Origin of the sequence: Flavobacterium sufflavum, assembly GCF_004016525.1 — a bacterium.
Classification (GTDB): Bacteria; Bacteroidota; Bacteroidia; order Flavobacteriales; family Flavobacteriaceae; genus Flavobacterium; species Flavobacterium sufflavum.
Genome location: NZ_SACJ01000005.1, coordinates 152,692 through 166,315, shown reverse-complemented (window position 1 = coordinate 166,315; position 13,624 = coordinate 152,692). Strand labels below are relative to the sequence as shown.

The 13,624-nt window shown below is 34.2% G+C and carries 14 protein-coding genes; all 14 read right to left on the bottom strand.

Going from position 1 to position 13,624, the window contains the following annotated elements; genetic code table 11:
* Nucleotides 1–49: 49 nt before the first annotated feature.
* Nucleotides 50–1,189, bottom strand: a complete 1,140-nt coding sequence (locus EOD40_RS10440; RefSeq protein WP_128195269.1) for a DegT/DnrJ/EryC1/StrS family aminotransferase — start codon at nucleotides 1,187–1,189, stop codon at nucleotides 50–52.
* 461 nt (nucleotides 1,190–1,650) lie between these two features.
* Nucleotides 1,651–2,604, bottom strand: a complete 954-nt coding sequence (locus tag EOD40_RS10435) for an MraY family glycosyltransferase (RefSeq protein ID WP_128195267.1) — start codon at nucleotides 2,602–2,604, stop codon at nucleotides 1,651–1,653.
* Between the two features lie 57 nt (nucleotides 2,605–2,661).
* On the bottom strand, nucleotides 2,662–3,534 hold the full coding sequence (rfbA, locus tag EOD40_RS10430; protein ID WP_128195265.1) for a glucose-1-phosphate thymidylyltransferase RfbA: 873 nt from the start codon (nucleotides 3,532–3,534) through the stop codon (nucleotides 2,662–2,664).
* 21 nt (nucleotides 3,535–3,555) lie between these two features.
* Nucleotides 3,556–3,954 (bottom strand): GxxExxY protein, encoded by a 399-nt coding sequence (locus tag EOD40_RS10425; protein ID WP_128195263.1) that lies wholly within the window; start codon nucleotides 3,952–3,954, stop codon nucleotides 3,556–3,558.
* 33 nt (nucleotides 3,955–3,987) lie between these two features.
* Nucleotides 3,988–5,037 (bottom strand): dTDP-glucose 4,6-dehydratase, encoded by a 1,050-nt coding sequence (gene rfbB, locus EOD40_RS10420; protein WP_128195261.1) that lies wholly within the window; start codon nucleotides 5,035–5,037, stop codon nucleotides 3,988–3,990.
* Nucleotides 5,038–5,068: 31 nt separating this feature from the next.
* On the bottom strand, nucleotides 5,069–5,464 hold the full coding sequence (locus tag EOD40_RS10415) for a GxxExxY protein (RefSeq protein ID WP_128195259.1): 396 nt from the start codon (nucleotides 5,462–5,464) through the stop codon (nucleotides 5,069–5,071).
* A 44-nt stretch (nucleotides 5,465–5,508) separates the two neighbouring features.
* Nucleotides 5,509–6,372, bottom strand: a complete 864-nt coding sequence (gene rfbD, locus EOD40_RS10410) for a dTDP-4-dehydrorhamnose reductase (RefSeq protein ID WP_128195257.1) — start codon at nucleotides 6,370–6,372, stop codon at nucleotides 5,509–5,511.
* Nucleotides 6,373–6,634: 262 nt separating this feature from the next.
* Complete coding sequence (locus EOD40_RS10405) at nucleotides 6,635–7,393, bottom strand: hypothetical protein (protein ID WP_128195255.1); 759 nt, start codon at nucleotides 7,391–7,393, stop codon at nucleotides 6,635–6,637.
* Nucleotides 7,394–7,786: 393 nt separating this feature from the next.
* A complete protein-coding gene (gene rfbC, locus EOD40_RS10400; protein WP_128195253.1) occupies nucleotides 7,787–8,335 on the bottom strand; it encodes a dTDP-4-dehydrorhamnose 3,5-epimerase in 549 nt (182 codons plus the stop codon).
* Between the two features lie 59 nt (nucleotides 8,336–8,394).
* A complete protein-coding gene (gene fcl, locus EOD40_RS10395) occupies nucleotides 8,395–9,327 on the bottom strand; it encodes a GDP-L-fucose synthase (protein WP_128195251.1) in 933 nt (310 codons plus the stop codon).
* Between the two features lie 224 nt (nucleotides 9,328–9,551).
* Entirely contained in the window at nucleotides 9,552–10,670 is a 1,119-nt protein-coding gene (gene gmd, locus EOD40_RS10390; protein ID WP_128195249.1) for a GDP-mannose 4,6-dehydratase, read from the bottom strand.
* 76 nt (nucleotides 10,671–10,746) lie between these two features.
* On the bottom strand, nucleotides 10,747–11,643 hold the full coding sequence (locus EOD40_RS10385) for an NAD-dependent epimerase/dehydratase family protein (RefSeq protein WP_128195247.1): 897 nt from the start codon (nucleotides 11,641–11,643) through the stop codon (nucleotides 10,747–10,749).
* Nucleotides 11,644–11,645: 2 nt separating this feature from the next.
* Nucleotides 11,646–12,434 (bottom strand): glycosyltransferase family 2 protein, encoded by a 789-nt coding sequence (locus tag EOD40_RS10380; RefSeq protein ID WP_128195245.1) that lies wholly within the window; start codon nucleotides 12,432–12,434, stop codon nucleotides 11,646–11,648.
* A 47-nt stretch (nucleotides 12,435–12,481) separates the two neighbouring features.
* Nucleotides 12,482–13,525 (bottom strand): glycosyltransferase family 4 protein, encoded by a 1,044-nt coding sequence (locus EOD40_RS10375; protein WP_128195243.1) that lies wholly within the window; start codon nucleotides 13,523–13,525, stop codon nucleotides 12,482–12,484.
* Nucleotides 13,526–13,624 lie beyond the last annotated feature (99 nt).

Here is a 13,624-nt window from a genome sequence, read left to right as displayed (position 1 = left end):
TAATTAGCTAAAGCATTCTCATCCTGTCATCAAAAAAAATGCTTTATGTTTATTGTTTAAATAATTCTAAAACAACCGTTTTAATTCGCATTCGGTCATCGTTGGTTAAATTCGATCCGGATGGTAAACAAAGCCCCTTTTTGAAAAGAGATTCTGCAACAGTACTGCCATAATAAGGATAAGAAGAAAAAACAGGCTGTAAGTGCATGGGTTTCCACAAAGGCCGCGATTCAATATTAGCTTCTTTAAAGGCAAGTCTCAAGGTTTCACCACTAATACCATTGGTGATTTTAGAATCAATTAGAATGGTACTCAGCCAATAATTGGCAAAATAATCGTCATTAGGCACAATAAAAACGTCAACTCCATCAATAGCTGCGAATAATTCCACATAAAATTCGTGCATGCTCCTTCTTAAATCGATACGGGAATCTAAAACTTCCATCTGTCCCCTACCAATACCGGCACAGATATTACTCATTCTGTAATTATAGCCAAGTTCACTATGTTGGTAGTAAGGAGCGTCATCTTTAGCTTGTGTAGCCAAAAACAGTGCCCTGTCTTTTAATAATTTCGAAGAAGTAATCAATGCCCCACCTCCGGAAGTCGTAATGATTTTACTTCCATTAAAAGAAAAAATAGCTATATCACCAAAAGCACCACACTTTTGACCTTTATAACTACTCCCTAAGGCTTCTGCACTGTCTTCTAAAATGGGAATTTCATATTTACCAGCAACGGTTCTTATCGCTTCTATTTTATAAGGAACACCATATAGATGCACCGCTATAATAGCTTTTGGTTTTTTACCTTTAGCTATTCTATCCACAATAGCTTCCTCAAGGGCAATAGGGCACAGATTCCAGCTTTCCGCTTCACTGTCAACAAAGACAGGAATTGCTCCCTGATACAGAATAGGATTTGCCGAAGCAGCAAAAGTCATACTCTGACAAATTACCTCATCTCCTGCCTGAACCCCTAAAAGTACCAATCCCAAATGAAGGGCTGCCGTACCGGAATTTAAAAGAACCACATGACGGGAACCTAAATAAGCCTCTAAATCCTGTTCGAATGCATCAATATTAGCTCCCACCGGAGCAATCCAATTGGTATCAAATGCCTCTTGAATGTACTTCAGTTCACTGTCTCCCATATGGGGAGGAGAAAGCCATATTTTATTCTCAGACATCTTATAAAAATAAAAAACACTAGAGGAAAAACAACTAAAATTGAGAAAACCACGAGGTATCTAGAACTGTCAGTTCAGAACATCATTTTAAAAAAAGCTCTATAAAACGACGTTTTTATACATCCTATAAATCAAATTGTTATTATTTACAAGAATCAAAACTGTCCTTAACTTCCGCAGTCGAGTGTCAAATGTTTGAAGAATACGTAAAAAGAAAAGCTGTTTGAGCGTAGCGAGTTCTTTTCTTTTAGTATTCGAAAACTAATTTGACCGACGAGAAAGTTCAGACTTGATTTTTTTGTTTCTTTTTTGATCAAGCAAAAAAGAAAATTGGTAAGTCTAATTTTTCACTTTTGATAAAAAAAGTCATTGATATCAATACAATATAACTTTTAGTAAGCTAAAGCTTAACCCTTCCTTAATTTATCAAGTGATTGAATCCCTACTGTCCTAAAACAGCATTAAGAATTCCCCAAAACCATTTTTCGAACAACAAACTGCCGAACTAACATATAAATAAACGTCAGAAAAAACAAAATACCCACAGCAAACAATAGGCTTAAATTCCCTTGGCTATCCATATAAATAACAACTGTATTTATCAGTAATTGAAGCACTGCATAAATACAGGAAACTAAAATATGAGAATACCCCATTTCATTAGCCAGATATTGATACAGATGTGAACGGTGTGGCTGGAATATATTTTCTTTCTTTTTGATTCGGTTGAAAATAGTAATAACTGCATCAATTCCATAAACCGAAAAGAAAAGAATATACCCCAATTGTCCGGAATAGATAATCGTTTTAATCATAAAATACCCCAATAAAAGTGCCATACTGATACTTCCAACATCCCCGGCAAAGGTCTTAGCCTTTTTGCGAACGTTAAAGATACCAAAAACAATACAGGATAAGCCCATCGTAATAAGTAATGGTAATTGCGACTGATGCACAGCTAAAAAAGAAAAACTGATTATGGCCGTTAGAGCATATAAAACCGTTATGCCATTAATCCCATCCATAAAATTAAATGCATTTACCCAACCTATTAGGAATACAAATAGAATAGGAACTAACCATAATGGCTCTACAAATAGGTTTAAATCATAAAAAACTAAACCAACAGCCACAATATGTGAGCCAAAACGAGGTAATTGCGACAATGGCTTGATGTCATCAATAAAACTAACCACGGCCACCAAAATCACAGCCAAAGTTATTTCCCAAGAAACATATCCCATAAAAAATGCTATACTTAAAGCTATCGGAAAGATAATTCCACCACCACGTAAGGTAATCGAAGTATGCGAAGATCTGGAATTAGGTTTATCTATAATATTGTATCGATCTGCAATTTTGAAATAAAGGAGTTCAATAACTAAAAATAATACAAACAATATAAGGTATTGCATAATATGAAAATAATGAATGGTGTCTTGTTATATTAACTAAACACTGATGATTGACAACTAATAACTCTTATGCTTTAACAAACCCAACAGATACTCACCATAGCCTGATTTTTTCAAAGGTTCGGCTAAGCCTTTAAGTTGTTTGTCGGTGATAAATCCTTGTCTCCAGGCTATTTCTTCGATACAGCCTACTTTCAGCCCCTGACGCTCTTCAATAACCTGTACAAATTGACCTGCTTGCATTAAACTGTTAAAAGTACCTGTATCCAACCAGGCGGTACCGCGGCTTAAAATACCCACTTTTAACTTTTCTTTTTCTAAATAGACTTTATTTACATCGGTGATTTCATATTCTCCTCTTGCACTAGGTTGAATATTTTTAGCTATTTCTACCACCGAATTGTCATAAAAATATAAACCCGGTACTGCGTAATTTGATTTAGGTTTCAATGGTTTTTCTTCAATCGAAAGTGCCTTGTGATTCTCATCAAATTCTACCACCCCATAACGCTCCGGATCCGAAACATGATAAGCAAAAACTACTCCTCCTTCAGGATTAGTATTCGACTGTAACAATTCATGCATATTTGCTCCAAAGAAAATATTATCTCCTAAAACCAGGGCTACGCTATCGTCTCCAATGAATTCTTCGCCAATAACAAAAGCCTGTGCCAATCCGTTGGGTATCGCCTGCTCTGCATAACTGAATTGACAACCTATATTAGAACCATCACCCAATAATTTTTTGAAATTAGGCAAATCATGAGGGGTAGAGATAATTAAAATCTCATGGATTCCCGCCATCATCAAAGTAGATAACGGATAATAAATCATTGGCTTATCATACACCGGCATCATTTGTTTACTCATTGCCAATGTTAAGGGGTGCAAACGGGTACCGGATCCACCGGCTAGTATAATTCCTTTCATTTTTTTTGCAAATTTTACGAATTAATTCGAATTTTTCAAATTAATTAATCTTTTATAAGTTAATGAGGGCATGCCAAAATTAATCGACATTCCTAATTCCATATTGGTACATTTTAAATAATTATGCAACTGTCCATAAAATGCATCCGGAATATGGGTCACCGCTTTTATTTCTAAAATAATAGTATCATAACAAATAAAATCTGCTCGATAATACTTATTCAATTTCTCATTATCATAATATAATTCTAATTTTTGTTGCCTTTTAAAAGGAATATTTTGGATTAGAAATTCTTTCTCCAACGCTTCCTCATAAACAGCTTCCAGAAATCCAGCACCTAATGAACGATGAACTTTCATACAGGCTCCAATAATTCTAAAACTTTCTTCCTTAAAAAGTATTTTACTATCAGAATCCATTCGTACAATTCGTATTAATTTGCGTAATTCGTATTAATTCGAATATTGTCTCTCGTAATAGGAAGCATAAGCCCCGGATGTCACATTATTCAACCAAGTTTGATTCTCCAGATACCAATTGATGGTTCTTTCTAATCCTTGTTCGAAAGTAACCGAAGGTTTCCACCCTAACTCTTTGTTTATTTTATTGGCATCAATCGCATAACGCAAATCATGTCCTGGACGGTCTTTAACATAGGAAATCAATTGTACTGAAGTTCCTTCAGCTCTTCCCAATTTCTCATCCATTATTTTGCAAAGCAATTTTACCAAATCAATATTCTGCCATTCGTTAAAACCGCCAATATTATAAGTATCATGGTTTTTACCTTCGTGAAAAACCAAATCAATCGCTACCGCATGATCTTCTACAAAAAGCCAGTCACGGGTGTATTTCCCATCACCATAAACGGGTAAAGGCTTATTATTGATAATATTATTAATAAACAACGGTATCAATTTTTCAGGAAAATGAAACGGTCCGTAATTATTCGAACAGTTAGTCAATACATACGGCAAACCATAAGTTTCCCCGTACGCACGAACAAAATGATCGGAACTGGCTTTCGATGCCGAATAAGGTGAATTAGGGTCGTAAGCTGTAGTTTCTGTAAACAAGCCTTCAGCCCCCAGACTTCCATATACCTCATCAGTACTGATATGATAAAAACGTTTCCCTTCGTAATTCCCTTGCCAGATTGCCTTAGCAGCATTTAGTAAATTTACAGTCCCAATAACATTTGTTTTCACAAAGGCTAATGGATCAGTTATCGAACGATCCACATGCGATTCGGCAGCTAAATGCAATACACCATCAAATTGATATTCTGCAAATAATGCATCCAAAAAAACAGCATCAACAATATCTCCCTTGATAAAAGTATAATTAGGTTCATTTTCAATATCGGCTATATTTTCCAGATTCCCTGCATAAGTAAGGGCATCCAGATTAAAAATTTGATATTCCGGATACTGATTTACAAAACGTCTCACAACATGAGAACCGATAAACCCGGCACCACCGGTAATTAGTATTTTTTTCATCTATTTTAAATTTTTCGAATTAATACGAATTTCACGAATTAATTGAATTAATTACTCTTTTATAAGTTAATGAAGCTGTGCCAAAATTAATCAACATCCCTAATTCCATATTAGTACATTTTAAATAATTTTTCAACTGTGCATAAAATGTATCTGGAATATGGTTCACAGCTTTTATTTCTAAAACAATACTATCATAACAGACAAAATCTGCTCTATAGTACTTATTCAATTTCTGATTATCATAATATAATTCTAATTTCAGCTGTCTTTTAAAAGGAATATTTTGGATTAAAAATTCTTTCTCCAACGCTTCCTCATAAACAGCCTCCAAGAATCCTGCCCCCAATGAACGATGTACTTTCATACAGGCTCCAATAATTTTAAAACTTTCTTCCTTAAAAAGTATTTTAGTACTGGAATCCATTCGTACAATTCGTTTAAATTCGTTTAAATTCGTTTAAATTCGAATTAATTCGTAATCATTAGTAACTCCATACACCTTCTCAAACTCTCCTTATACTCCGGCACCGCGACCCCAAAAATAGTTTTAATCTTAGTTTTATCCAATAAAGAATACTGCGGACGTTTGGCCGGTGTAGGATAAGCCGAAGAAGGAATTCCACTGATGTTGCAATCAAACTGACCGATTTCCTGAATTGCCAACGCAAATTGGCACCAACTGATTTCACCTTCATTGGAGAAATTATAAATTCCTGCTTGCCAGGTATTGTGTGTCAATATTGTCATAATGGCTTGTGCCAAATCAGCTGCGTATGTTGGGCTTCCTATTTGGTCATTTACCACATTCAAACTATCGCGTTCCTGCATTAAGCGTGACATGGTTTTTACAAAATTATTCCCAAAACTGGAATACACCCAGGAAGTTCTGATAATAATGGCGTTAGGATTTTCGCGTAAACAGGCTTGTTCCCCCGCTAATTTGGTCACCCCATAAACATTAATCGGATTAGGCTGTGCGGTTTCGGTCAAGGCTGTCGATGCTGTACCATCAAACACATAATCCGTCGAAACATGAATCAATTGACAATCGTTCGCATGACTCCATTTGGCCAATACCGCTACCGACTGATGATTCAATATATCGGACAATTCAAACTCCGATTCGGCCTTATCAACCGCAGTATGTGCGGCACAATTGATAATGATTCGGGGATTGATGTTTGATAATTCTATTTCCAAATTTTCCAAATCGCACAAATCCAATTCCTGATAATCTGTAAAAACCCATTCAAATTGGGTATAAACTTTTGATAAAAGCCTTAATTCAGACCCAAGCTGTCCATTCCCACCTGTAATTAGTATTTTTTTCATTTTTTTTATTTTCTCTATCAAAACGACTACATTCTTTTTTGTTTTCCCCTCCCTAAAGGGAGCAAAAAAGAATCAGAACATTTGTATTCCTACTTATAACTCAATTCAAAGTTTGACTATCTACAATTCGCAACCCACAACAATTTTTGTCACCTCGAGCGTGTCATCCCGAGCGAAGTCGAGGGACGAGGGACGAGGGACGAACAGTCTTAGGCAAAACCCACAACTCACAACTCATAACCGACAACTGACAACCGAGTCTTCAATTAAAAAGCTGAGCCGCAAGCAAAGTGGTCGTATTAAATCTTCTCGGTAAAACCTTCAATGTATTGAAAACCCTGTTACTAAATTTAATGTGAATAAAAGCAAGCCATAAATCTTTACTTTCTGGCGAAGTTAGCTCAAAAACCAACTTACAAACACCTGTCTTCTTTTCCAATACAATTTCGTTACTGTAAACCGTTTCATAAGTATCATTTACACAATCCCAATTAGCCATGGCGATTTGAAAATGTACCTGACTGGCTTCCACAGGCCAATCGATATCTTGCAATGGATTAATAGTTTTAATACTAATCGCTCTCTTTTCCCAGTTAAAAGAAATTTTCTTTTTTAAAACTTTGGTAAGTGGTCTGCCTTTGTTCCCTTCAAAACCGGTCAAAAACTCCAAAGCTGCTGCCGACTGCAATCCCGTATGCAATTGTCTTTGTCCGCGCTCGTGCTCCTTATCCTCTTTAATAATAGCGTGCAACAATTGATTGGTTCTTCCGGCTATCGAACCATCTTTAGCATCATCATAAAACGCTTTAACAACCTGCCGGAAAACACGCCCTTTTTTAGCACAAAGACCAAAATCTTTGCTATGCAGCTTCATCGGAGTAAAAACAGGATTTTCTTCGAAGCTCTTTTTAGTATTGCCCGTTTTTCCTTTTTCCCGAACTATATTCCCGTCAGGGGTAATATAAAAATTCAAATCATCAAGTGTACCAACAATCTGAACAGGTCCAAATGCTTTTGCCATATCTTTTCTTTTAAAAGTAAGAATTATATTCATTACTTTAAACCGAATTTTCAATACAATTTAATGCGTTTAGACACATTTTAACGCATTTTTATAAAACTGTCATCTCGAGCTGTCACCCTGAGCTTGTCGAAGGGCGAGAGACACATCTCATCCCTATAGTCCCGATAGCTATCGGGATCGGAACTCACAACATGTATTATCTATGTCACCTCGAGCGAAGTCGAGAGGCTCACCCAATAACTCATCCAGATTGCTATCGGAACTCATAACTAACAACTCACAACCGACAACCGACAACTGACAACCCATATAATGCTAATTCTCGATTTAGATTAGATAAATTCGTGACAATTCGTGTTAATTCGTGTTAATTCGTTTTTAATTCGCATTTTAAAACTCCCAATCAATATCCTTAAAACCCGGCAACACCAAATCTTTCTCCGATACAATTACCTCAGCTGGATCTAATTGCCAATCAATCGCCAAGGTAGGATCATCATACCGAATTCCTCTTTCGCTTTCCTTGTGATACAACTGATCTACTTTGTATAGAACAGAAGCTGTTTCACTCAAAACCGAAAATCCATGTGCAAAACCGTGTGGTACCATCAATTGTTTTTTATTCTCAGCACTCAACACCACACTAACATGTTGTCCATAAGTGGGTGAATTTTTACGCAAATCTACAGCCACATCCAGAATTTCTCCTTCTAAAACACGAACTAATTTCGCTTGAGCAAAAGGATTAATCTGTAAATGCAAGCCGCGAATCACCCCTCTTTTGGAGAAAGACTGATTGTCTTGTATGAATTTATAATTAATACCATTTTCATGGAATTTTGCCTGATTGTAGGCTTCAAAAAAATACCCACGCGAATCCTCAAATACGGTGGGGTTGATGATTACCAAATCTTCTATTGCTGTTTTTTCAATAGTCATGTTGATTATATATTTTCAATATTTATAATTTATTCAATTCGAAAACGAATATTAAATAGCTATTCCCAAGCTGTATCTTTTATTTCGTCGTACACTTTCCGGATTCCTTCTTCTAAAGTTATCTTAGCTTTCCAGCCTAAACCACTTAATTTTGAAACATCCATTAGTTTACGTGGCGTACCATCAGGTTTTGTTGTATCTGTCAGGATATCGCCTTCAAAACCAACTATTTTTTTCACAAGCTGAGCCAATTCCAATATTGAAATATCTTCACCAATACCGATATTAACCAGACCTGAATCACTATAATTTTTCATTAAAAACAAACAGGCAGCAGCTAAATCATCAGCATGTAAAAACTCTCTTTTAGGACTTCCTGTTCCCCAAATCGTTACCGATGCATCTCCATTACGCTTTGCTGTAATAAATTTTCTAAGCATCGCAGGAAGTACATGAGAGTTTTTTAAATCGTAATTATCATTAGGACCGTATAAATTGGTTGGCATAACTGAAATAAAATCACACCCAAACTGCTCTCTATAGCCATCACACATTTTGATACCCGCAATTTTAGCAATAGCATAAGGTTCATTAGTTGGCTCCAAAAGCCCAGTCAACAAATACTCTTCTTTTAATGGCTGCGGTGCCATTTTAGGATAAATACAGGAAGAACCCAGAAACATCAATTTCTTCACGCCATTAACATGGGACTGATGGATTACGTTATTTTGAATCATCAGGTTCTCATATATAAAATCACCTCTGTAAGTATTGTTTGCAACAATTCCTCCTACTTTTGCTGCTGCTAAAAAAACGTAATCCGGTTTTTCTTGTTCAAAAAAATTAGCTACAGCCTGTTGATTTCTTAAATCTAACTCCGAAGAAGTTTTTAATATAAAATTAGTATATCCTTCCGCTTTAAGTTGGCGTAAAATAGCAGACCCCACCATTCCACGGTGGCCTGCTATGTATATTTTATCTTGTTTATTCATTTTTTATAATAAAAATCTATATCAAACTAAAATTTTAGAATAGGAATTGAACGTCATATAAGATTAGAGTCGCAAAAATTAAGCAACATAAATCTCATAACTGACAACCCCATCTGTCACCTCGAGCATGTCATCCAGAGCGCAGTCTAGTTTGTCACCTCGAGCGTAGTCGAGAGGCACAACTCATCCCGATAGCTATCGGGACTCATAACCGACTAGTAAAATTAATATTTAATAGCCGATCTAACTTCTTTTAACATCTTTTCCCTTTGAACATATACCAAATCAGACGCCATCATCTCTTCTACCAATCCTTTTAAATCATATTTAGGCACCCATCCCAATTGGGTTTTCGATTTGGTAGGGTCTCCGATAAGTAAATCTACTTCCGTTGGACGGAAATATTGGGGATCAACAGCAATTACTTGTTTACCGATTTCCAATTGATAATCCGGATTAGAACAAGAAGCAACATAGCCTTTTTCATTAACCCCTTCTCCTCTAAATTCGATTTCGATACCTACTTCTGCAAACGACATACTAACAAAATCACGCACATAAGTAGTTTCTCCCATAGCAATCACATAATCTTCTGCTAGATCTTGTTGTAAAATACGCCACATTGCTTCTACATAATCTTTAGCATGCCCCCAGTCACGTTGTGCATCCAAATTACCCAAATACAGACAATCTTGCACTCCTAAGGCTATGGCAGCAGTAGCCATAGTAATTTTACGGGTCACAAAAGTTTCTCCTCGACGAGGCGATTCGTGATTAAAAAGAATTCCGTTACAGGCAAACATATTATAAGCTTCTCTATAATTTTTGGTGATCCAGAAACCATAAATTTTAGCCGCTCCATAAGGTGAACGTGGATAAAAAGGAGAATGCTCATCGTACAATCCTTTTTCGTTTTTATTCTCAGCCAAACCACCATACAACTCCGAAGTAGAAGCCTGATAAATACGGCATTTCTTTTCCAAACCTAAAATACGCACCGCCTCCAAAATACGAAGGGTACCAATACCGTCAACATTAGCCACATATTCAGGAGAATCAAAAGACACCTTTACATGACTCATGGCTCCTAAATTATATATTTCATCCGGTTGCACCTCTTGAATAATTCTAATAATATTAGTAGAGTCTGTTAAATCACCATAGTGTAGCTTAAAATTCACATGATCTTGATGTAAATCCTGATATAAATGATCGATTCTTTGGGTATTAAAAGAAGATGCTCTTCTTTTAACTCCATGAACCATATATCCTTTTTCTAATAATAATTCTGCCAGGTACGAACCATCTTGTCCTGTAATTCCTGTGATAAGGGCTGTTTTCATATTATTTTTTATCCTTAAAATATTTTTATTTATAGTCCTAAACTATTCCAAAAAAAAAAATAGTTTAAAACTTATTTTACAAATTATTATTTTTCAAATATTCCAAAACCGATTGTGGTTTCCACCCCAACAATTCTCTCGCTTTAGAATCATCAAAAGTCAAATCGGAAGTAATTTTTTTAAGTTTCATTGAATTGATTGGTGCTTTATTACCTATCAAATCACCTGCATATCCCATTAACTTTGCAATCACTAATGGTATATTAAAAGGTCTTTTCTTATTTTTCTGTTTTGCAATGGCAACACTTAATTCATTAAAATCAGGATGAACTCCATCAGTTAAATTGTAGATTCCTCCAACAGCTGCCACTTTAGGAATAAAAGCAGCAACATCTTCTGCCAATACCATACTTTTTCTCGCTTTACCATCATCAATATTAAAATAATATCCTTTCTCAATAGCCTTTAGCATAGCTCCTAAATTCCCGGGAGGATTTTTACCTACTAAAAGAGGCAATCTTAAAATAGTACAAACTACATTGTGTTTTTTACACCATTCCTGCACAAGAATTTCTGCTTCTATTTTACTTAAACCATAAGGATCTATTGCAGCCAATGCAAATTTCTCATCTATATCGCTTCCATATTCCTGACCATAAACCGAAACTGAACTTATAAAAACGAATTGTTTAGGAATTCCACTAAACTCTAGGCCTTTTAACAAATTTGACGTTCCTATTACATTAATATCGTAAAATTCCTGTTTCTCAACATCTGTTTTTGGAACACTATGTGCTTTTCCTGCAGAGTGAATAACAAAATCAAATGTTTCATTAAAATTAGGAATTGCTTTAGCTAAAGAACATTGATAATTACCACTCCTTCGATTTAATTCAAAAACTTTTTCATCCTTAAAACCATTTTTTAGAAGACCTCCTAAAAAACCACTACTACCTGTAATAAGAACACTCATATTTAATAAAAACTTTTTAACCAACCCCATTTATTAAAATAGATAATTGCACTTTCAACAGTTATCCATTTAAATTTTAATTTCTTATGAGTAAGTTTTGCAAAATGATGATATACATGAGCTTCAGGGTAATATGCTGTTCTGGAAACTTCTAAAAAACGTCTTGTCAAATCGGCATCTTCTAAATACATAAAAATTCTATCATCAAAAAAACCTACTTGTTTTAAAACTTCAGTTCTTAAAAACATAAAACAGCCTGATAAATAGGGTATATCGTATATAATCTTATTATAATCCTGATTTTTATACTCATATTCATCCATCCTCTTTTGAAAAGTCTTTTTAAAAAATGAAGGCATAAAACCTCTGGCGAATAAATCAAAAAAAGTAGGATTGGTTTTGCATAAATACTGAAACTCTCCGTTTGGATAAGTAACCTTAGGCATTATATGCCCAACATTTAAGTTAGAATCCATAAAGTCACAAAGTTTTTCTAAAATTCCTTTTTCAAAATAAATATCAGGATTTAAAACCAAATGATAATCAGAGCCCAATTCAAAAGCTTTATTAATTGCTATATTATGTGAAGCTCCAAAACCAGGATTCACAGGATTATGAATATATTCAATTCTCGAATCGCTAACAAGATTTTTTAATTCATCAGTAGGTGAATTGTCTACTAAAAACAATTTAACATTCAAATCTGTATCAAGAAAAGAATGTATTGCTTCATGCAACATTTTTTGATCATTTTTGTATAAAACAATACATGATGTTATTTTAATATTCATTTATTCAATTTTTAGAGCAAATAATTCCATAAAATTAACTATTATAATTATTTTACAATTTGCGAATAAAATTTCAAATAGTTCTCTCCCATTTTTTCTCCACTAAAATTATTCTTTGCTTTTAGTAAAGCATTATTAGATTTCATAATTTTTGTTTCTAAAGATTCAGTGATTGCGTAATCTAAAGATTTAATATCTTCTAAGGTAAAAAAAGTGGCTTCGTCTTCAGTAAAAATTTCACGAAATACTTCAATATCGGAACAGACTATTGCAGTTCTAGTAAGAGCAGCTTCAACCATTGCTAAACCAAAACCTTCACTTCTTGATGGCATAATGTAGACATCAAATAGGTGAACATAGTTGTAAGGTCGTTTCAGATAAGGAAGAAAAATAATTTGTTCAAGCACATTTAGTTCTTGAGCAAGATTTTTCAATTTTTCAATCTCCTTTCCTTCGCCGATAAAAACCAAGGCAAGATCATTTCTTTTATTTAAAAGTCTAACAACCTGATCTATACCTTTTCTTTTATTAATTGCTGCATATGAACCAATAATTTTAAAATTTCTCTTTTTAAGTTTATTAATTTTTTCTACAAATTGTTGATCTAAAAATAATTCATCTAATTCAATATCTACTCCATTATAGATTCTATAAAGATTTTTAAACTTGTTATTATATAAAAATTTTAATTTATTTGAAATAACTACAACTGCATCATGTTTCTTCATCATGTTCAACCATATTGGAGTGAAAATCATTGAAAATAATTTATTGTAACCATATTTAAAATCTTCAGCAATATCAGCATGTATCGTACTAACAGTTTTTGCTTTCAAAATCTTTGATCTCCATTTTTTAATATATCGATCTGGACGAAATCCATGTGTATGAATTATATCATACTGATCAAAATTTATAGGGACATTCATATCTATTTTTTGCGTAGTACAAGGAAATTCTAGTACTAAATCATCATCAAAATAGTAAACATCAATTTTTTCAACTTTTTGAACTATGTTTTTTATAATGGTGTGTGCAACAATTACAGGCCCCTTATTTATGAGTGATGGCAAGATATATGCTATTTTCATTTATATGTTAATCTTAAATAATAAAATCGTAAAATTTATTTATGTTAAAAAGAAAGTAAAATTTATTAATTAATTTCTAATTTTCATTAATTCAATCAA

Excerpts from the sequence above, each read along its gene's own strand:
- rfbA (WP_128195265.1), bottom strand. The coding sequence starts at position 3,534 with ATGAAAGGAATTATACTAGCCGGTGGATCCGGTACCCGTTTGCACCCC.
- fcl (WP_128195251.1), bottom strand. The coding sequence starts at position 9,327 with ATGAATAAACAAGATAAAATATACATAGCAGGCCACCGTGGAATGGTG.
- rfbB (WP_128195261.1), bottom strand. The coding sequence starts at position 5,037 with ATGAAAAAAATACTAATTACCGGTGGTGCCGGGTTTATCGGTTCTCAT.
- EOD40_RS10385 (WP_128195247.1), bottom strand. The coding sequence starts at position 11,643 with ATGAGTGTTCTTATTACAGGTAGTAGTGGTTTTTTAGGAGGTCTTCTA.
- gmd (WP_128195249.1), bottom strand. The coding sequence starts at position 10,670 with ATGAAAACAGCCCTTATCACAGGAATTACAGGACAAGATGGTTCGTAC.
- EOD40_RS10435 (WP_128195267.1), bottom strand. The coding sequence starts at position 2,604 with ATGCAATACCTTATATTGTTTGTATTATTTTTAGTTATTGAACTCCTT.
- EOD40_RS10405 (WP_128195255.1), bottom strand. The coding sequence starts at position 7,393 with ATGGCAAAAGCATTTGGACCTGTTCAGATTGTTGGTACACTTGATGAT.
- rfbD (WP_128195257.1), bottom strand. The coding sequence starts at position 6,372 with ATGAAAAAAATACTAATTACAGGTGGGAATGGACAGCTTGGGTCTGAA.
- EOD40_RS10380 (WP_128195245.1), bottom strand. The coding sequence starts at position 12,434 with ATGAATATTAAAATAACATCATGTATTGTTTTATACAAAAATGATCAA.
- EOD40_RS10440 (WP_128195269.1), bottom strand. The coding sequence starts at position 1,189 with ATGTCTGAGAATAAAATATGGCTTTCTCCTCCCCATATGGGAGACAGT.
- EOD40_RS10425 (WP_128195263.1), bottom strand. The coding sequence starts at position 3,954 with ATGGATTCTGATAGTAAAATACTTTTTAAGGAAGAAAGTTTTAGAATT.
- rfbC (WP_128195253.1), bottom strand. The coding sequence starts at position 8,335 with ATGACTATTGAAAAAACAGCAATAGAAGATTTGGTAATCATCAACCCC.
- EOD40_RS10415 (WP_128195259.1), bottom strand. The coding sequence starts at position 5,464 with ATGGATTCCAGTACTAAAATACTTTTTAAGGAAGAAAGTTTTAAAATT.
- EOD40_RS10375 (WP_128195243.1), bottom strand. The coding sequence starts at position 13,525 with ATGAAAATAGCATATATCTTGCCATCACTCATAAATAAGGGGCCTGTA.